The organism is Bradyrhizobium sp. Kon69 (assembly GCF_055807515.1).
On sequence record NZ_JBVVOS010000041.1, the window covers coordinates 31,510 to 52,109 of the forward strand.

Annotated in this window: 10 protein-coding genes and 1 pseudogene; 9 read left to right on the forward strand and 2 right to left on the reverse strand. The window is 57.6% G+C overall.

All coding sequences use genetic code 11. The features are described from left to right. Positions 1-375: 375 nt before the first annotated feature. Positions 376-594 (reverse strand): hypothetical protein, encoded by a 219-nt coding sequence (locus AC0L3U_RS35330; RefSeq protein WP_473295153.1) that lies wholly within the window; start codon positions 592-594, stop codon positions 376-378. Positions 595-1,957: 1,363 nt separating this feature from the next. Here AC0L3U_RS35330 and AC0L3U_RS35335 point away from each other — a divergent pair. The 6 genes from AC0L3U_RS35335 to AC0L3U_RS35360 all read left to right on the forward strand — a co-directional run bounded on the left by AC0L3U_RS35335 (position 1,958) and on the right by AC0L3U_RS35360 (position 8,996). Then, complete coding sequence (locus AC0L3U_RS35335; RefSeq protein WP_473295152.1) at positions 1,958-2,257, forward strand: hypothetical protein; 300 nt, start codon at positions 1,958-1,960, stop codon at positions 2,255-2,257. A gap of 1,910 nt (positions 2,258-4,167) precedes the next feature. Further along, on the forward strand, positions 4,168-4,413 hold the full coding sequence (locus tag AC0L3U_RS35340) for a hypothetical protein (RefSeq protein ID WP_007606727.1): 246 nt from the start codon (positions 4,168-4,170) through the stop codon (positions 4,411-4,413). Positions 4,414-4,766: 353 nt separating this feature from the next. Beyond that, a complete protein-coding gene (locus tag AC0L3U_RS35345; RefSeq protein ID WP_473295151.1) occupies positions 4,767-5,078 on the forward strand; it encodes a transposase in 312 nt (103 codons plus the stop codon). Positions 5,079-5,279: 201 nt separating this feature from the next. Continuing rightward, a complete protein-coding gene (locus AC0L3U_RS35350; RefSeq protein WP_473295150.1) occupies positions 5,280-6,659 on the forward strand; it encodes an IS110 family RNA-guided transposase in 1,380 nt (459 codons plus the stop codon). Then, entirely contained in the window at positions 6,656-7,516 is an 861-nt protein-coding gene (locus AC0L3U_RS35355; protein ID WP_473364766.1) for an IS3 family transposase, read from the forward strand. The genes AC0L3U_RS35350 and AC0L3U_RS35355 overlap by 4 nt, the downstream gene beginning before the upstream one ends. A 1,105-nt stretch (positions 7,517-8,621) precedes the next feature. After that, a complete protein-coding gene (locus AC0L3U_RS35360) occupies positions 8,622-8,996 on the forward strand; it encodes a hypothetical protein (RefSeq protein ID WP_473295149.1) in 375 nt (124 codons plus the stop codon). Positions 8,997-11,931: 2,935 nt separating this feature from the next. On the opposite strand, the gene AC0L3U_RS35365 is transcribed toward AC0L3U_RS35360, so the two are convergent. Then, entirely contained in the window at positions 11,932-12,267 is a 336-nt protein-coding gene (locus AC0L3U_RS35365) for a hypothetical protein (RefSeq protein ID WP_456765742.1), read from the reverse strand. Positions 12,268-13,454: 1,187 nt separating this feature from the next. Here AC0L3U_RS35365 and AC0L3U_RS35370 point away from each other — a divergent pair. The 3 genes and pseudogenes from AC0L3U_RS35370 to AC0L3U_RS35380 all read left to right on the forward strand — a co-directional run. Next, a pseudogene (locus AC0L3U_RS35370) lies at positions 13,455-14,641 on the forward strand (IS3 family transposase). 1,911 nt (positions 14,642-16,552) lie between these two features. After that, positions 16,553-17,521 carry a Hint domain-containing protein gene (locus AC0L3U_RS35375; protein ID WP_456765741.1) on the forward strand — a complete coding sequence of 323 codons (969 nt, stop codon included), beginning with the start codon at positions 16,553-16,555 and terminating at the stop codon, positions 17,519-17,521. Between the two features lie 1,352 nt (positions 17,522-18,873). Further along, a partial coding sequence (locus AC0L3U_RS35380) for a FecR family protein (RefSeq protein WP_473364767.1) occupies positions 18,874-20,600 on the forward strand: 1,727 nt, incomplete at its 3' end.

Below are 20,600 nucleotides of genomic sequence, written 5' to 3' on the forward strand. Positions count from 1 at the left end.
CTGAGGGGGTGCATCCGACCTACGGCCCCCAATAACAATCGAACAGATTGCAACTGAGCCAAGTATCCCGAGTACAATAGTTTTTGGCATTTGCCAGTCCCCGCATTGGCAACGTTAACAACTTGCCACGAATTGGGTCTGGAATGAGGCCAAATTGCTCATTTTGGTTAATTTAAGAACAGAGCATTGAATCGTATGAATGCGGCCGGCGGGATCCGCAAGCAAGTGGCAGCGCCAGCCCCAAGTCCGAATTGACGGCGGCTCAAGGGCAAGCCAGCGTAGGACTGTGCCGCTGGTGTTTGAAGAGAGTAGGGCGCTTACTCGCGTTGGAATGTGCGCCGGATATTGCATTACCTCTTCCAAGCCGCTGTCTCTTCAGTCGGCGCCCACCAAACGCAGGCCTGGTGTAAGGCCGCTGGCATGTTGGTCCGATGCAGTGCAGACCTGCGCAGCTAGCCTTTCAACGGCCCGCCCGTAGACGCTGCAGCCGTGGCGCGAGAGGCTGTCCTGGCCGCGCGTGATCACCATCAGGATTGTGGTCCATTCCTCGCCGGTCAGCGTCACCCCGACGGCCCTCAGTGGGAAACTGTTCATTTCTCACTCTCCTTTAGTCCTTGCCGAGAACCGAATATCGAACTGCTCGGCACAATGAGCAAGCTTGATGCTGCTCCCGCGCGAACTGGCCAGAGGCGAACTAGGCTTTCATAGCGCGGCAGACTTGCTCCCGGCGCTCAACGCGCTTGCAGACATACTCATAGTGCAACGCGCTTTCATCCACGAATGCAAGTCTCCGGTGAGGACGAAATGGCATCGCGTCGTTGGACATCCAATCCTCGCCTCTGGAAACAGGCACAGCGGAAGCGAAGTGCCTCCCGCTCGAGAGCCGAGTGGCAGCCCATTTTGCGCGGCGCCCGCACCTGCATTGCGCTTGGCCTGCGCGTTCGGGAAGCTACCCGGTGCCTGGAGTTTTGTCTCAGCAGTGCTTGTCGTTGCGCCAGCAGCGCTCTTGCCAGTAGATGACTGATTGATGCCGCCTGTGGTCGTGGTCTGGCCGGTCCGGCGTTTGTGGAGGATAAGTGCCAGCTCCAGTCTATCCGGTCGCGCTCTAGGCTCCCCCGTTGGAGGCTCCGGAATTGGCTGGAGAACCACCACCGCCTGCGCCGCCGGCGCCGCTTCCACCTCCGCCTTGAGCGAATGCGGTTGCCGAAAGAGCCATCCAGGCGACCGAAACAACTATCGGTGTCCGACCATGCTCTATCCTTCCAATTTGGACAGGCAATCATCGGAAGGCAGGGGAGTTCTAATGAGATGCCCTGGGCCGCAAGGATTTGCCCACACGTGGCAAGCAGCGCAGTAGCGTGACCTAGCGCCCGTTCTACTTCGGCAAAGCTAGCCGAAAGAAATCAATCACAGCTAGTGTATGAGGCGCCGCCGGACTGGCGCAATCGCACGGGCATAAGGGACCAGCTCGTGTGAGAAGCGGTTTTTTGATCGCTCGAACCTTCGCCGTGAGAACACAGCACGGTGCCGGAGTGAGACAAAGCTGGCCCGCGTCTGCGGAGTTCTCCCACCAAAACAGGTTGCTGAGACTTTGAGATCCGCCGAGCGTAGTCCGTTTCGCACGAATTGTCGTCCGGCTGCGCGTGGATTGCTTTTGGTGCCGACCGCGAAGGGTAAGGTTAATTGTTCCTTTCGATTGTAGGTAACAATTTAACTATTAAGGTCGTTGGGGTGGAAGCTGAACAAGGGGCTGAAATGGTGTTTGCATATTGCCTTATCGGAGCGAGGATTTCGGTCCTTTTGGCCGGCATAATTGCTGTCGGCCTCCAAAGAAATCCATTTCATCCAATCGCGCTGCCGTAGTGCGACACAATGGGCGCTGACGTTCTCGCCGGAGCCGTTGGATCAACTGTCCAAGCCGCGGCGCCCTTAATGGTAGTGACGAAGGAATTTGATGATGGCTAATTGGGAAGCCGAGCTGGAAGCGATGCTGGCGCAAACCAACGAAATTGCGCGGAGGGGTGCTGCGTCAATTGTACCAGGCAAGCAACTTACATCGCCCGTTGCCGCTGTGCCTTTGCAAGGGAATATTGAAGCGGTATCGCCAACAGAACGGAAGTCTACGGAGCGCGAGGAGATCGAAAAGCGCATTGAGAGCTTCCGCGCTCATCAGCGCCGCTTTGCTCGTGAGCGAGAAGACTACGCGGCGGAAACCATCGCCCGGATGCGGACGCTCGATCCGAAGATAAACAAGTAGGAATTCGAACCGGATGATAGGGGAGAAAAGTGCAAGTAGATGGACGTCGCCTGCTATGGCAGGGATGTTTCTGTCGTTGCTGGGCTTGCTCACAGGACTTGGGGAGCAGCACTAACATTTTAGACTTGCGGCCCATCTCGAAGGCCTCATGAACGGAATATTTTTGTGGGCGCTCGAAGGATGTTGGACGCAAGTTCGGCTATCAGCCGGGTTTGAGCGCGTGACCTTCGCTGCGCTGGTGTCATAGCCGTTTGATATCGAACGGAGCGAACCCCGTCCAGGGAGTGCCGCCATCCCCGATCAGACGGGGCGCTCGCGACCACCCCAAAGCACTAGGCAAGCAGTCGTCAACTTCAGAAGGCCGACAGACACAAACCCGGAAGTTGCCAGCAACTCTTGCCAAGCCGGCGCGCTGGGGGCTGCCGCGGTGATCGGCGAAAGCGCAGCGGTGCCCAAGACAGCTGCCAGGGCCGTTGTCGCCCAGTTGCCGTCCCGTAAGTTACTGATTGTGGCGGCCTGGATCGCGCTGGTCGCCATTGTCTTTGCGACCTTGTTGCCTGTCAGCCTCCGACCAGACACCGGCTATGTGAGGCCGGAATGCTTCGTGGCCTACGGCTTGCTGGGGGCACTCTTCGTAATCACTTATCCTTAGCACTTAGCACTTCGCGCGTGTCATGATCTTCATCCTCGGGGGTCGCCGTTTCACTCGAGTTTTTGCAACACTAACCCCCGATAGGCATCAGCACCTTAGAAAAGATCGGTGGCGGAACAGTAGGCTGCAGCCTCGCTCGGCTTGCTCAGTTGTCTTACGGCCGCCGCCTGAGAGATTGATACTGACAGCTCACTTAGTCAGGCCAACCCGCAGTTGACGTTGCCGCCACCCAGTATGCGGAGATAGTGAGCTTCACCGCGGCGGATGTCGCTTCAATCCCATCGTCCGGCCGGAGTGGCCCTAGAAGCCATCGAGCGAGGGACGAACTGAAGGAACTCCCGCCATTGATCGACCGTTATCGGGCAAACCACTGGAGATTGTTCCCATGGTACGGCAATCCTTTGTTGCAGCAGTCGCGTGCGTTGCTCTGGCTTCAACCGCTCTCGCTCAAGGTGGAGGAGGTGGAGGTGGGGGCGCCGGAGGCGGATCGTCCGCAGCTGGAGGCGCCTCCTCCAGCTCGGGAGCATCATCCTCGGGGCCGTCCGGCACGGGTAGCCTATCTCCTGCAGGCGGCCGGTCAGGCGCACCCGTCGCAACTTCCAACAATCCGACCTTTTCCGGTCAAGGGGTGACCACGCCTCTGACCGCCGGTGCCGCTCGCTCCGGTGCAACCACGACCAATCCAGCAGCGGTCGGGACAGCAGGCGCCCAGTCCAACAATACCCTCAGAGGCGCGGGCACCGCCCCAAACGGAGTTCCCATTGGCAGTCCCGGCTCAGGGAAAGGCTCCCCAGAAAATCCCTGGTAGATTGAAGCCCGCTCTCTCGCGGGCTTCTTGCTGATTGCGGCTTCGGCATCGTTGGCGAGAGTGGACGGTAACCTTGCCGCGTTACCTTGATTTTAGCGGATGCTTGCACGGGGCACGGCCACCTAACAGGATTGGAACGCGCCAGTCGTCTGACCGCGTGAGGCCAGAATTTTCAGGATTGGCGAGGGCCGCCAGTGGATATTGGCTGGAAAGCTGGCGGCCCACCTTTTCCTGTGAAACTACGCCGCGTCGGTGCCGTTGCGCGAGCCTGGCCTCGCTGCCTGCGAACGTAACGAAACCGAAGCGAATTCGCGAACTAAAAAGCTTGTATCGTCCCGGCGAATTATTCCGGAACTTGCCTGTCAAGGGTACGCGCTGGCATCACGCTTGCTCAGTCAACATCAAGTGTCAGTCTCAATGTTGAGGCTGTCTCAGGTTGAGGCGAAAACGATGCAAGACATGTCCCATTCCGGCATCACCGGAGAAGTGCAGCTCAGCGCGCTTATCGCCGATCTTTGGTGGCGCATCGATCTCATGAATTCCGACATTCTCGAAGAAGAAGCAAAAGCTAGGGTATTTGACGTGCGCCAGCCGACCTATCCTTTGCTTGCGCTAAACCTCCGATCCCGCCGCGACAACCTTATTTTGACGATCAACGCTCTTGAACATCGCGCAAGGACAGCGCGAGCTGCGTGAGCGAGCCGACGGCAATCTTCGTTAACCCGGTGCCAATGCCGAACGGGCCTGCTTTTGATCATGCGTGCAATTCAACTCGGGCGAGGTTCAATCCAAGGTTTGCAAGATGCTGCTAAAGCTTCTGGGGAACCCAGCAAAGCTGATTGTTTGGGCTGCAAATCCTTGCTCGGATTAAATAACGGGACGACGCTCGGTAAGCAGCCGGTAGCTGATAGGAAGAAGATCGATCGCTAGGCACTTCGATTTGGAGGCTACGTTTAGCAGCACGCTTAGCCCTCACAGCAGGTGGAGCACTTTGAACCTCCTCCGAATGAGTGGACCTGTAGTAGGCTCATGGAGCCCGGAGGTGTCGAATGGAACGTCAACGTCGGTCGTTTACTGAGGAGTACAAGCGCCAGGCCGTCGAACGGGTAGTGTCGAGCGGTCGCTCGATCTCGTCGGTAGCCAAGGAACTCAGTCTGCGCGACTCGGTGCTGCGACGCTGGGTCGATAAGCTCCGGCAGGAGCCGGCATCGGCGGCGTGGCGCCCCCCCACGCAGGCGACGCCGATGTCGGCGGACCAGGCTTCGGAGCTCGCCCGCCTGCGCCAGGAGAACGAACGGCTGCGCAGGGAGCGCGACATTTTAAAAAACTGTCCAGGGCCGTTGCGCGCCTGTGCGGGGTAGAAACAGCACTGTGTTATCCTCTGCGGCTGGGAGGGTAGCGGCCGTCAGCTTATTGGAGGCACTGTCCCCGTTAAAAAACGTGGTCCATGGGTGCATGCGGACTTGAGAGTGGTGACGCCGCTTCGGCTGCGATCCCGAATAGGAAGATGACGATTGGCATAACCCAGACCCTTCCGCTCATGAGTGAATGGAGGATTTGCGATGCCCCAGAGGACGACCGGTGACCGGCCGGAATTGAAGCCAGTCAACGTCAGCGCGGCCGCCATCGACATCGGATCAAAGATGCACATGGCTGCGGTGAACCCGGACTGCACTGACATTCCCGTGCGCGCGTTCGGCACATTTACACAAGATCTCCATGATCTGGCGGATTGGTTTAGCGCATGCGGCGTGACCAGTGTCGCGATGGAATCCACCGGGGTCTATTGGATCCCAGCCTATGAAATCCTGGAGCAGCGTGGATTTGAGGTTATTCTGGTCAACGCCCGGTACGCCAAGAACGTGCCCGGACGCAAGACCGACGTCAGCGATGCCGCGTGGTTACGCCAGCTTCATTCCTATGGACTGCTACGAGGCAGCTTCCGACCCGATGCCGAGATCGCAACACTGCGGGCCTATTTGCGGCAGCGCGAGCGGCTTGTGGAATATGCCGCCGCCCATATCCAGCATATGCAAAAGGCCTTGATGGAGATGAACCTGCAGCTCCATCATGTCGTCTCGGACATCACGGGCGCCACTGGCATGCGGATTATCCGGGCCATTGTTGCAGGCGAGCGCAATCCTGATGTTTTGGCAACCTATCGGGACGTGCGATGCCATTCATCCACCGAGACCATTCGCGCGGCACTGGTAGGGAACGACCGGCACGAACATCTCTTCGCCCTGAGCCAATCGCTAGAACTCTACGACGTCTACCAGGCGAAGATGCTGGACTGTGACCGCAAGCTCGAAGTCCTGATCGCCGCGCTAGGAAATAAAGGGGCAAAGCCGGTCGGGACGCTATCCAAGCCGCGCATCAAGACCAAACAGATCAACACGCCCACCTTTGACGACAGGACCGCGCTGTACGGCGTGCTCGGCGTCGATCTGACTGAGATCCATGGACTGGGTCCGTCGCTCGCATTGAAGCTTATCGGCGAGTGCGGCACGGATTTGAGGGCATGGCCGAGCGCCAAGCACTTCACGTCCTGGCTCTGCCTTGCACCCGGCAACAAAATCTCCGGCGGCAAAGTGCTTTCTTCGCGCACCCGGAGATCTTCCAGCCGGGCTGCCGCACTGTTGCGGTTGGCGGCCACCACGGTGGGGCGAAGCGATACGGCGCTCGGAGCATTCTATCGTCGCCTGTCCCTACGTGCGGGTAAGTCAAAGGCGGTGACAGCGACCGCCCGCAAGATTGCGGTTCTATTTTACAATACCCTCCGGCACGGCATGAGCTATAGGGATCCAGGTGCCGACCAATATGAGCAACAATATCGCAGCCGCGTTCTCGCCAACCTTCAGCGCCGGGCCAAATCTCTGGGCTTCGTGTTGCAGGCCATTCCGACGGACACCATCGCGATCTTTGCCGGAACCCGGACATGAGTTTTCGCTTCATCGAGGATCACCGCGAGACCTATCCGGTACGCTTGATGTGTGCCGTGCTCGAGGTCTCGCCGGCCGGCTATTACGCATGGCGCGATCGCCCGGTGAGCGCGCGTGCGGGCTCCAATTCCACGCTCCTTGCCGAGATTCGTCAGGTCCATCACGACAGCGGTCAGCGCTATGGCAGCCCGCGGGTCCATGCCGCTTTGCGGACCCAGGGCCGTGGCGCCAGCCGCGGCCGGATCGAACGGCTGATGCGTCGATATGGCATTCGAGCGATCATGGCGCGGCCCCGTCGGGTTCGCACCACCGACAGTCGTCACGATCTGCCGATCGCGCCGAACCTGATCGCGCGTGACTTTACCGCCGCAGCGCCAAACCGGGTCTGGCTCGCCGATATCACCTACATCCCGACCGCGGAGGGCTGGGTTGTACCTGGCGGCCGTCATGGACCTGTTCAGCCGAAAGATCGTCGGCTGGCGATGCGGGATCATATGCAGATCGAACTCGCATCCACCGCGCTGACGATGGCCATCCAGCAGCAGCGGCCGCAGGCCGGATTGATCCATCATTCCGATCGCGGCGTGCAATATGCCTCACGCGCCTATCGCAAGGTCCTCACCGGCGCCGGCATCGTCGCATCGATGAGCCGCAAGGCCGATTGCTACGACAACGCCCCGATGGAGAGCTTCTTCCATACCTTGAAAACTGAGCTGGTCCATCATCGCGATTACAAGACCGGCGCCGAGGCCCAGCGCGATATCTTCGCCTTCATCGAGGGCTTCTACAACCGAACCAGGCTCCACTCCGCCCTCGGATATATTGCCCCGATCGAGATGGAGCTAAAAGCCGTTTAAACCCGTCCACTTTTTCGGGGGAAGATCAGTGCTGAGCGAGCGTCTCTGTTAGGGCTGGCTCGAATGCTATCGGCTTTCGGACTAGGGTGATTGAAGCCAGAAAGGCTCACAATGCCGAAAGAAGAGAAGCCGTGAAGCAGAGCCGTTAGTAATTTTCTGCTCGCGCGACTAAGTAAAAGACGCAAGGCTGCAACACGGGCTTGCGTCGAACCGGGCTTCGGAGGGTCAACGCAACGGCAAGAGCTACGTTGAAGCTGATCCATCCCGCCAAAATCGAAAAGATCGACATGGGTCACCTAGCTGCGATGAGGCGAAAGGGCGTGCGCGCGTTCCCGCAACTTGGAGCGGTAGTAAATCTTAGCGATTTATATCGCGGGCTGCATTCCCGGATTATTACGGGCGACTGTCAAAACCCGACAAGCCTCGCTCGGGTCTGTCTGGTAGAGAGGGGAGCACGTTGCCATTTTTAGATGGTAAAGTTTGGATTATTGCCGGTATCTCAAGGTTGTAACAAAGATGTCCTATGTCGTCATGCCGCCAAATGGGAACCTTTTAAACCAACGATCTTGCAGAGACGCGCCAATCATCCGCTTGGCCCGCTACAAGATACATCGGTTGAAGCCGCTCGGGCAGGCAGCCCTGTTCCGCGCCTCTCTAGTCGTCCCACGGAGAGGACGTTGGCAACTTCGCGCTCCGACCTGCCGAGATGCGCCTCGGACGCGTCCCAGCTTGCAGAGGAATGATGGGCGGCTCCGATCTTCATCACAAGCCCGCAAACGAAACGGAGGCTCTCCCACCAAAAACCCTCCGCTAAAGTGGCTGTTCCTCGCTGTTAGCCCTACCTGGACGTCTTGGTTTTGCTTCGCGCGCTGCGAGGGCGCCGGTGGGCTCTGCTGGCTTGCAAAGGCTTCATAGCCGCCTTCCTCTTCGAAATCGTCGGCGCCCCGGCGTCTTCGCGTCGTTCTAGCAAGCCGATAGAGCGCCTGCACGCCGGCGCCCACGCCGATGACCTCCCGCTCTGTTGGATCATTCATGGTTTTGTAATACTTTCGCCGCTCTCTTTGTCCGATGCTCGGCTTTATTGCGCTTTGAGCGAGGCGAACACATGCTTAAAGACGGCGAATATATCGCATGGTTTCAGACCGAGCGCGGTTCGGGCACCGGCCGTGTTCATCTGAGGAACGGCGTTATCACAGGTGGCGAAACAGTCATGAGTTACGGCGGAACGTATCAGATCGCCGGAACACGATTTGCGGCAACGCTGACGACGTGCCGACACGCTGATGGACAGCAAAACGTTTTCGGTGCTGACGAAGTCGAAATCAAGCTGACTGGCACGGCCGCTTCGAACTACGCTTCGTGCTCTGGCGAGGTTGGGGGGGCTGTTTTTTCAGGCAACCCTGATGCCCGTCCAAGAGGAGAAAAAGCGACCGGACTGGAAGATCAACCCAACACACTTCCATCCCGAACGGCTACCTAAACCCAACGTTCGCTAGGCCGACGGTCTGGCGCACGGCTTTGACACAAGGCGAAGCTTCGCTGGTAAAGTCGGCAGATCAATAGACAATGCCGTGGGATTTCGTGTGCAGTTCTGCGAATTAGAACAAGAGATAATTAGTCGAAGTAAGAGTATTACATAAAAAACCTGAACCAAATGAGTTGCACATGACTGAATGGGGATCGCTCGAACCGATCCTTGAAAGGTGCGCCGTTATCATCGCGCCGCTGAGGCTACTCCCGAGGAGATATTTAATCGGCGCCATCGTCAATTCCTGGATCACCTCCGGCATGCAAAATGGACGCACGCATCCAAGATGCCTGACCCACCACGAACAAAGAAAGCGCTTCTGCTAAACGGATGGATCGAGCGTCGTGAAACGCCTGATGGCACTGAGTACCGCATCACGCAAAGAGGTCTCAACGTAGTCCGCCCACCGAGGTGACCATTGCAGCAGCGGGGGCGAGCTTTGTGAGTGTTAAACGATCCATCTAGCGCCATGGTCCAATGCTCGTGCGAAGCTCAAGAACTTGACCAGCGTCGGGCGCCGCTGTGTTTACGCCGTCTTCCACACGGCGGTGAACTTGCGCGCTGGTGCCGGCGCTGGGTCGGCGCGGTCAAGTTTTCGTCAATCTCGGCAAGTGGCGCCTTGGCTTGCCGGCCTCTGGCTAGGTCGGCGAATTGTCCAAAGTGAACACTTGAGCGGCGGGGTCGGGGGAACAGGCCTTCGCGTGTCGCAAAGGCCGGTCAGACAAAGGCTTGGACTGATAAAGACGATGTCGCTAAAATGTTACCAGGGGGACCCCTGGGGAGCAGCGCTTAAATATGCTTTAGCCCTCGTGCCGCTTTCATTACTTTCACGGTTGCTTTTGAGATTTCCGTCGCTTTTGCCGCAGTCACGACATCCCGGTATTTCGCCGCAATGCAATCAAAGTCTCCAAGGCTGGTAGCTTTGGCCCCAGCAAGCACTGGTTAAGCGCGGTCACGAGCAAATGATCCGCGCGGTTGCCGTCGTCACGCTTGCTACAACATGGCTGGTCGCTTGCTCGCGTGAGGAAGACGTCACCAACTCAACAAATGCATGCGCCGCAAAAATGTACTCGTCTTTCGATCCAAAAAATTTTGATCAATGCGTCAACGCGTGCATCAGATGCGACAAGGGCGTGATGACGACGTGCTCAACGTCATGTCGACTGAGGGGCGCTCGCTGATCTTGCGCCGCTCTCTGGTGCTTTGATCCTACCGGCGGGCCATAGTGCCGCTCGAAGGAGCGGCCGGTAACCTCGCCTCGTTACGTTAATTGCACCAAGCGCTTGCGGGGTCGGGTGACTGCGAAGCAGTATCATTTCGCCAGTCGTCTGACCACGCAAGGCCAGAATTTTCGATTGGCACGGGCCGCCAGTGGATACTGGCTGGAAAGCTGGCGGCCCACCTTCCGCGAGGGGTGGCGCCGGCTGCGACGGCGTGCGTTCACAGGTGTGAACCCGTCCCGCTCCAGGGCTTCAGGAGCGTATTGCATCGATCGTGTGGGCAATCAGAATTGCGACACTGACACCGATGAGAATGACTAACATTCAAATGAACACGTTCGTCTCTCCCGGCCTGGAGTGAACGAGCTCAAGCGTGCACAGTCAAAGAACAACGGGCGTCAATCTTACCTCGACAATCAGCTGAGGACTTGCAGCAACGGTTGCGCCCGCTATCGGCCCTACCGCGGCTTCGTGCGTCATTACGCCTTCACTCGCCGTGTGGCGTCCAACTGCTTCCCAAGGGACTTCCTGTCGGTTGCAGTGCTTTGCAAACGTTGATAACAGGTGGCGGCCGTGCACTTCGCTTGGGGTAGGTTGAGGACGCTCAGGACACGGCCGCCCGGTCACGGGGCGGCCGTGACCACTTTCAGCATAGCATGCGTTGCTTAAATTTGTGTCGGTGAGGGGAACTGTAAGGTTCACCACGCGAGCGTTATTGTTCGCTTATGGCAATTTGAATATTAAACCGCATATTTTATCCCCGTTATTATCTAATATAACCTGCAGGCGCTTCGGCGACACTGCCCTCAGTGATGAAGCGGCGGTTTAAACGCGGCCTCGCCTCCGCGAAGAAGCCATATCCTCTGCTGGCGAAGTCGCCCTGAAACAAATCGGACCGAACCTAAGCCACGTCTCAAGTGAGAGGATGCGATCATGTTAGTGCTGATGAACCTGATCTGGCGACGCCTTGCCTACACCATGCTGACCGGCATGAGGTTGACGCTGGTCCGGAAGTGAACCGCGAGGTCGAGAACAGCCCAGAGCGGAGCGCTAAGCTCCGCGTCCCGAAGCCGTTGTGACGCGAAACACGGGATTTCGCAAATGCGTCAAGCATCCGGTTCGCCGGCGGACGCGCAAGCCACATCAGGGTATCCCTGTACGGCAACTACGCTGTAACACTAACAGCAAGCCTCGCGGACCGTAAACTTGGCGCCTACAAAGGCATCGCGGCGCCAGACCATTTTGCAGAGCGTCATCGCAGGCACTCCGTCAATCAGCAGCTCAAACTCTTTCGGTATGACCCTTAGTCTTGGAGAAAGATGGCGACGCCTCCCGACGACACGTCACGAACATGGCACGAACGAAATCGGGTGCGGCGAAGGTCACAAATCGCGGGCTTGTGGGGCCACTTCGGCTCAAGGAACCATCGGCTCCGAAGAAGCTGGTCCATGTTAAGGCTTATGATGGCGCGGCGGGTCCCGATGCGCCCGATCCACTGCTTGTTGCCATCGGTCGGGTAGCGTCGTACACGGCTGTATCGTGGGTCAAACAACCGCCGACTGATTTCAGCCCAACGATCATCTGTTGTAGTGCGAACTTTCGACAAGTCGTTCTTCGCCGGGTCTTCATAGTAATGCGGTCGCGGATTTGGGTTCCGCTGAAAAAGATCAGTCGTTGTTTAATGATTTAATCTTGGACAGCTCTAGTTTAAATTCGTAGAGTTTAGATATTTCCTTCCCTTGGCGGGTGGCGTGGAGCAAGATACAAATGAAAAAGCTGACCTTGTCCTTACCCTCTGCGGCCGTTTTGACTTTTATTCTGATGACGGGTTCGCCGACAGCGAGCGCCTGCAATGGCAACGGGAATTGCTCCAACGCGCCCGGCCAAATCCGGGGAGCGCCCGGACCGATTGCAGGCGCCGGCCTTCCTCTTCTCGCGATAGGATATGGCGTGTATTGGCTGGTGAGACGCCGTCGAGCTCGATAGTTGCGATTGCTCGCCATTGTGCTGATCGCGAGCGAATCGAAGCGACCAGACGGGAGCGGTGGCCTACGAGCACGCGAAGCGGCCCCGCTAACAGATCTTCGCCATTTTGGGTAAGCGCCGCGCTGTCCAGCTGGTAGGAGCGGCGGCGATGCTGGTTATGAGAGCGCAATCGATGGGTGATCGCCATTCGAGGCTGCAAACTTCTTCCAGCTTGCACTCGTCGGCAATGACGCCGTTGTCCGCCGGCCAGTTAATCGTCGTGCAGGCCGACGCTGGCCCGCGACTAGCCGGTAAACGTGGCGTGGTTCTTGGGACAGGTGCAACGCGCACACGGGTCAGGGTTCTTCTCGACGGCTCAAAGGGCCCCATCACGTTGCATGAGCGGTTTCTGGGGAAACGTTGAGGTGCCAACAACAGCTTGGCTGCTGGATACGAAGCCAAGCTGCATAACCTAGGCCAAAGTTTATCTCCTATAAGAAGGCACTTGAAAAGGGTGTACTGTCGAGAGCTGCGGTTGGTTGCAATACCGAGGCAAACGGCGCCGCCTAATGGAAGTAGGGGAATAAACGGCTCGGTGAACGAAACCAATCGCCCCGTCCCCTTGAAGCTGCCTGGAAACGATCATGGCTCATCCTCGCCCTCACTGGACGAGAGGGTCTTCATATAATTGCACTCAAAGCATTTGTGCTCGCCCAAGGTACGGAGATTTGTTTTGGAATTGTTCGTGTGACTTCGGCTGCGGCTTAGCTTTGGCAATTTGTTGCCAGCCTCACATAATCATTCCGCTGCTTCGCCCGGCCTTTCCGGCCTATTCAGCCTTCGGCAGACGATGCGGGATCGGCAATTCCCCGCGCCGGATCGCTTCGAACTTGATGTTGCAAACCGCCCTTCAAACGGGTCCAAAATCTAACGGGAAGCGGCCCTGGGGGTTTGCGCGGCCTTGCTCAGGAAGCGGAAGTCGCCTACCTCGGTAGTTTTAGCGGGCCTCCCTATGTGCACGAAGGCCGCAAAATTTAAGCTCCTGTAATGGAACAGCATTTTGTTTGCACAATGGGCTGGCTTTGCACCTAGACCCCTTTCACCCGGATTTTTTGACAATGCGCGGGCCGCAGTCTGCCCCAGACTGCGTCTTGTTCAACTGTTGACCTGCCCTGCCGATTTCCTCCAGTTGAAGTTAGAGTCCGGCCTTCTGAAGGACGGACAGATGAAGCGAGCCAGGTTTACGGAAGAGCAGATTATTGGCGTGCTGCGTGAGCATGAGGCAGGTGCGAAGGCTGCCGATTTGGCGCGGAAGCATGGCGTCTCTGAAGCGACGCTGTACAATTGGAAGGCGAAGTTCGGCGGTCTGGACGTCTCCGATGCCAAGCGGTTGCGGCAACTCGAGGACGGAGAACGCCAAGCTGAAGAAGCTGCTGGCCGAGCAGATGCTGGATGCTGCAGCGCTACGCGAGCTTTTGTCAAAAAAATGGTAGGGCCCGTCGCCAAGCGCGAAGCCGTCGCGCACCTGCAGGCCGTCATGGGTCTGTCGGAGGCGGCGGGCCTGCGGCATCGTCGGCGCTGACCGCAAGATGGTTCGCTACCGATCGTGCCGACCGCCGGACACCGAACTACGCGGCCACTTGCGCGAGCTTGCTAATGCCCGTCGGCGGTTCGGCTACCGCCGGCTGTTCGTGCTGCTTCGCCAGCAGGGCGAGCCGTCCGGGCGGAACCGGATCTACCGTCTGTATCGAGAGGAAGGCCTCAGCGTGCGCAAGCGCCGAGCCCGCCGCCGCGCCGTGGGCACCCGAGCGCCGATACTGCTCGAGGCTCGGCCGAACGCCCGGTGGTCGCTGGATTTGTCCACGACCAGTTCGCCAGCGGCCGTCGCTTCCGGGTCCTGAATATCGTCGATACGTGACCCGGGAATGTCTGGCGACCATCCCCGACACCTCGATCCCGGGGCGGCGGGTGGCACGCGAACTGACGGCGCTGATCAATCAGCGCGGCAAGCCGGGCATGATCGTCTCCGACAACGGCACCGAGTTCACCTGCAATGCCATGCTGGCCTGGTCGAAGGAGAACAACATCGACTGGCACTTCATTGCGCCGGGCAAGCCGATGCAGAACGGCTTCTGTGAAAGCTTCAACGGCCGGATGCGGGACGAGCTTCTCAACGAAACCTTGTTCTTCGGCCTCGATCACGCCCGCGCCAAGATTGCGGATTGGGTCGGCGACTACAACGGCCAACGCCCGCATTCCTCGCTCGGCTATCTGGCCCCTGCGGCCTATGCCGCCTACCTCACCGCAACGTGCGATCGGCTGCGCAACCCCGACCAGCTCCGCCGATCGCACGTTGCTAACACCGCGCCAAACGGCGTAACATCCGCCGAGACTCTAACCGCTACTGCGTGAAACTTCAGGGGCAGGTCACTCCAATTTTCCGGAGGCTTGATGACAAACGAACATTGCCTGACTGTGCGTGCTGCTGGAGCATCGCCAAAGATACGAGAACCGTCTGGTGGACCGATCGAGCGGAAGGTCGGAACCAAATTTTGCTTCGAAGAAGCTAAGGCAAAACAGGCTTTCGCCATCGCTTGCGACAGCTTGGACATCGCGTGCCAAGACGGCTAGAGCAAGAGCGTTTATGTTGAGCTGCTGCCGGTTTGATCTGGCGGGCTTCGCACTACCAGTCCGATGTAGGTTGCCTTCAAGGCGGGTTCCTGTCGTCGAAAAGTTATGGCAGGCAGGCGGCGGTCGCCAGTGCCACGTCGTAGCCGAAGTCGCCCGAACAATTCCAAAATGCGATCCCGGCACCAAGGGCGAGTACAAACGCTTTGAGTGTAATCATCTGAATTCCCCTCTCTTCGAATGACGGTAGGACGAGCGCGAGGAGTTTTGCACATCAGTGATCGGCCGAATTCGCCTGGACCACTATCGAGCCCTTGGGACCTCATTGACCTTGAAGGGTAAATCAGCTCTTTGCCGAGAGGACATGACCAGGGTACGCATCCAAGATCCGTAGCCCGCGAGCTTGTTGTCGTTCCGACCCGCCCTGCGGTTATCGCGGTCGGCTAAGCTCTGCCAGACCTACCTCAGTCATGCGATATTCGAGGCCAGCCTTGGTGGAGCGCTGTTCGAACCAATTATTTCGGAGGAGGACAGCCGTCACTTTGGCACGTTCGGCAGCTTCGAACCGAGCACCCAATCGCGATCGCGAGAAGGCCAAGATGTTTCCGGTGATGCTGAGTGAAGATTGTGCTTTGCGCGACGGCGGACGTCTTGCAGTATGGCTTCAAGCCAGCGGTCTGTTTCCATCATGACCATCCTTTCGCATCGCACTATTGAAGAGCAGTTACGCGTCCGGGAAAACACGGCAAGTCTTTTTAAATGATTTGAAGACATTCTTTCGCGGCATGGATCACGAAGAGGTATCGGCTTGGTTTGCACCGGCTCTGAGGCGAAGCTATGCGCGTCTAGCGGCGTGGATGGTGCGCGGTAATCGTGAGCCTGAGCGTAGCCGCATACCAGAGCCGCCGCGGGTCGAACGGCCGGCCCGAACTCCTGATGCACCGCGGCGGCCTGCACCGCCGCGCGCCTAAGTCTGCGAACGCTGTAACCGATCATGACGAACAATCGAACTTTGACGCGTCCATGGCTGCCAGACGAGGAAGCCAAACTGCTTCTCCTCTTTAGCGGTGGCGCGTCGGCTGGGGAGGTCGGCGAACAGCTGGGCCGCACGCGGCAGGCGGTTTACGCTCGCTTGCAGCGCTTTCAAAAACAGCGGGGCCGAACAAACAAAACGAGTGGGAAATCTTTCGCACAATTGGTGAAGTGATGTCTTTGCCGATGCTCCATGTGCGACTGAATACGCCATCTCCTTTAAGATGAGCCTGTTTAGGTTGGGCGAAGGGGTCGGCAGAAGAAAGGGCCGCCCCGCCGGGCGGCCGGTTCGACCAGTGTATCTCACGCAAGTCAAACGATTACGTAAATCCAGTCCCGGCTAAAAGTAGCTTGGGGCCCAAACCTCTGCGCCAGTGAGCCGAGTAGCCCGCCGTTATGTTTGAGCAATCTTTCGTTGTGGCCCGAATCTGTTGTTCCGCTGCGGACCTTCGCTGCTGTGGCAGCGGCGCCCTGAGCTGCGTCTGCCGGCCACTCAGCACTGCTGTCCCCGCCTAGCCCTGATGACCAGTGGAAAGATCGTAAATTCATTTGCTTATTTATCTCAAGTTACAGTTATTTTGTTTCGGCGTATATCAACGGCGTTGGCAATCCGTTATGAGGAACTTGGGCTAGGGTAAATATTGGATTTCCGAGGTTATCGCGATGGCTGCAAAAACGAGTGAGGAATTTAATTTCGCGTACGAGTTGGTAAAGACGGGCGGAACATTTAAACTCGTCGATGCTGATTCCTCGTCACCTGGCGTCAACCCGGTCGCGGTCGGGGTCAAGGCGGTAGACCAGTCCGGAAATGATCCGCTCGATCACGGCGACAAGGTCAAAATCGGCGACGTCGCAAGCGGCTCGCTGAGCAACGGCAACAAATATACCTTCATCGCGACTGCGGATCTCGCTGGCCATAACGGCATCATTATCCAGGACAACCACGGTAACTATTTCTTCCTGACGGATACCGCGTATTCCGGCAATTTGAACGGCCAACACGGCAGGCTGACGAATGTCGACACAACTGCCGAGGTCACATTCTGCTTCTACAGCGGTACGCTGATCCGGACGCCCCACGGTGATGTGGCTGTAGAAGCACTCAAGCGTGGCGACCTCGTGCTGACTCATGATGGACGCACAGTCCCAGTCGATTGGGTCGGCATTCAGACGGTATCGACCGTCTTTGCCGATAAAATGCGGTCGCTGCCGATCCGCGTTCGGGCAGGAGCTTTGGCCGACAATGTGCCGTCCCGAGACTTATTGGTCTCTCCCGATCACGCGCTGTTGGTGGACGGCACGCTCATCCAAGCTGGCGCGCTTGTGAATGGCGCTTCGATCGCGCGAGAGACCGCGGTCCCATCGACGTTCGTCTATTATCACGTCGAGGTGGAAGATCATTCGTTGATCATTGCAGAAAATACCCCAGCGGAGACGTTCATCGACAACGTTGATCGTCTTGGCTTCGACAATTGGGCCGAGCATGTAGCGCTCTATCCAAACGGCAAGCCGGTGAACGAGTTGCCGTACCCTCGCGCAAAATCGCACCGTCAGGTACCAGTCAGTATTCGCATTGCGCTGGGTGCAAGAGCTCAAACCGATATGCCGCAGGACGCGCAATCTGTTGCGTAGTGCGGCAGGTCACAAAGAGGCGGCTTTAAGTCGCCTCTTTTTTTGCCTCTTTGTGATAGCAGTGTTCAGAATTTGGGATCGTCCGGCCCGGCACGTCAACACACATTTGGTTCCAACTCGCCGAGCCATTGGTCGGTGTTGTTATCGGCGGTGGCGTATTGCCCTCAGGCCCGAACGAAAACGGCCAGAGCCGGTAGTCTTGTGTGGGGACGTCGCATGATGAAAACGCAGAAGCGATCATGTTCTCTTAGTTGGGCGCGGAGGTGAGCAATGCTCCCCGCCCCATGTGTAAGATTATCACGGCCGGGGCATCGGGGTGCACCTGCACATCGACGCCTACTATGTCACATCTTTCATGTGAACCTTTGCTATAGTCCGTCGGACCCAATTGAAGCGTCCGTTTCAGCTGTCGATCTGGCGTTAGGTGATTTGATTTTTGAAAAGTCCCATTATTTGAGGGGGCGTATCATGAGTGAGCGCGGTCAGCGCGATCGTATCGTTCTTCTGAGGCAACTCGTTGGGGCTCTCAACTCACAATTTGCCGAACTGCAAGAGCTTCGAGCCCGAGTTTTAAGGGCAGAGCAGGGTGCAGTGCGTAGGTCCTCCCGAGACAGAGCCAGTGGTATAATCGTATCATCTCGTGCGAAGTCATCGTCGGTAATCGAAGTCGCTGGTGTCAGAGCTATTTGCGCCTGACGTGCGCCTTCCCGAATGGAGGAAGTCGTCAGCAGAGCAATTTACTGAGGCAGCGATGCCGCCGATTTTAAACGGCGCGCGTCAGTTGAAGTTGCGCCTTCAATCGTCACGAGGCGGACTAATAGATCACCGTCCCTGACTGTCTTGACTTATTCGTTGTTCCGTCTTTTAAATCTGACAGATTTAGTTTTTTAATTAACGCCGCTCCAGCAGTTGAGCGGTCCTAATTTCCAGCTGGACCTCGAAGGGCGACTTGAGCAGCTTTGCGGATTCGCTCTCGTTCGCTCGGGTCGCGCACTTCCTGTAAGTGATAAATGCTGCACAGACGCGCTACAAGAATGTGGCGATTGGAATGCCGGTTGCGCGCCTGCACGAAGTTGGTGGCGGATCTCGAATAGATCCAAGGGATGGATGTTCCAGGTTGCACCGTGCGAGTGGATCCCGGGGTGTATCCGCCTGGACGAAGCACTGATCCACTGGCCTGGTTCTCCCCCCACGCAGAATCTGCGCGCTAGTGAAACGCTGGGATCATCGCCGCAGGCCGAACGATCGCCGGGGTCCAAACAATTAACATTAGAACAAAACCTCTTTTCAGACAATTGAGCAGATGCTAGTAAGATCAAATTGATTTTTACAGATTTCTGTTGGGGGGCGATTTGAATACCCCATTGCAACCGATGTTCGACGCCGGGGCCGAGTTAGTCTGGGGGTCCATAAGTTCATCCGCTCACGGCTCAGCCGATACGGTAACCATTTCCGACGCGCATCTCCTGTTCTCTGGCGCGTACGCACGGTCGGGGCGAGATCTAGTTATTTCGGATTCTGACCACCGCCTCACAATCCAAGGTTACTTTCACGGCGAAAAACGTCCTTCGCTGGTCTCAAGAGACGGCGCGCTAGTCGATGCGAGAGTTGTCGAAGCGCTAACTGGTTATCAAACCCTCGCTCAAGCCGCGGGAAATGCGGCGTCGGCTGTCAAGGTGATCGGCCATGTTGCAACAGTAACGGGAAGCGCCAGCATCGTTCGCAATGGCGTTACTATCGAGGCAAATAATGGGGACGTCGTCTATCAAAACGACGTTGTGCAGACAGGAAGTGGCTCGACAATTGGTCTGGTTCTGATCGACGGCTCAACATTCAACTTGAGTGCTAACGCACGGTTCATGTTGAACGACTTGGGATATGACGGTCAGAATAATGCGAATGGCACCTTGGTCAGTCTGACCAATGGCTCGAACCATTCTCTGTTCACACTTATGCAAGGTGCGGTCAGTTTCGTCGCTGGTCAGGTTGCCAAGACGGGTGACATGCAGGTTGCGACCCCGAGTGCCGTTATCGGAATCCGCGGCACGGCAGTCCTTCTCAACGTCGATTCAGTGGACGGCCAGGTCTCAATCTCTGTTGCGGATCAGCACGATGGTCAGATCCATTCGGTACAGGTCTTCAAATGCGTTCCGGGGAGTGTACTTCAAGGCGCCTGTGTTGCGGGAGATTCAATCGGGATCGTTACCAGCGACGGCCCTTCGCTAAGCATAACGCCGACCGCCAATCTCGAAGTTGTCACCCAAGTTATCAGCAAAAGCCAGAGCCAGGTTGCGCAGGAGTTCATCGCGTTTCAGCAGGTGTTGACGACCTACGACATTGGAAAGCAGCTGGCTCCGAATACTCCGCCGCCCAGCGACGGCAAGCGAGGCGACGTCGACACTAAGTCTCTACAAAAGTTCGCTGGCAGTCCCCCACCGTCACCCACCGAGGCCTCGACTACCGTTATTGTAGACGACGTGAAGGGACAGGTTAGTGGCGGATCGATCACTCCACCCACGGTAACGCTCGCTCTGATTACCGGAAGTTCTTCGTCGGCAACGAAGCCACTTGTCCCCGCATTGGACACCACGCAAGCTGCCGTTGTGGCGCCATTCGGAGCTGTGATTATCAGCAACACAGGCGGCCCAATCAACCACGGTAGTCAGACGATCAGTGGAACCGCCGGTGCCGCCTTTGTTGGAACGACGGTGACGCTGTATGATACCTATGACGGTGTCACCACTCAGATTGCTTCAGTTACCGTTGGCTCTGGCGGCGCTTGGAGTACGGCCGTCACACTGGCAGGTGATGGTACGCACAGTATCGTCGCCCGTTTCCCCGACGCCAGTAACAATCCGAGTGTGCCCGTTGTTTTTACGTTGGACACCACGGCCCCAACGGTTGCGATCACCAGCACGGGCGGTGCGACCAACCAGGCAAGCCAGACCATCACCGGCACGGTCGACGTGGCCGATGCCGGCGCGACCGTCACCATCCTTGATGGCACGGCCACGATCGGCACCGCGGTGGTGCAGGGCAACGGCAGCTGGAGCGCCACGGTCACACTGAACAACGGCAG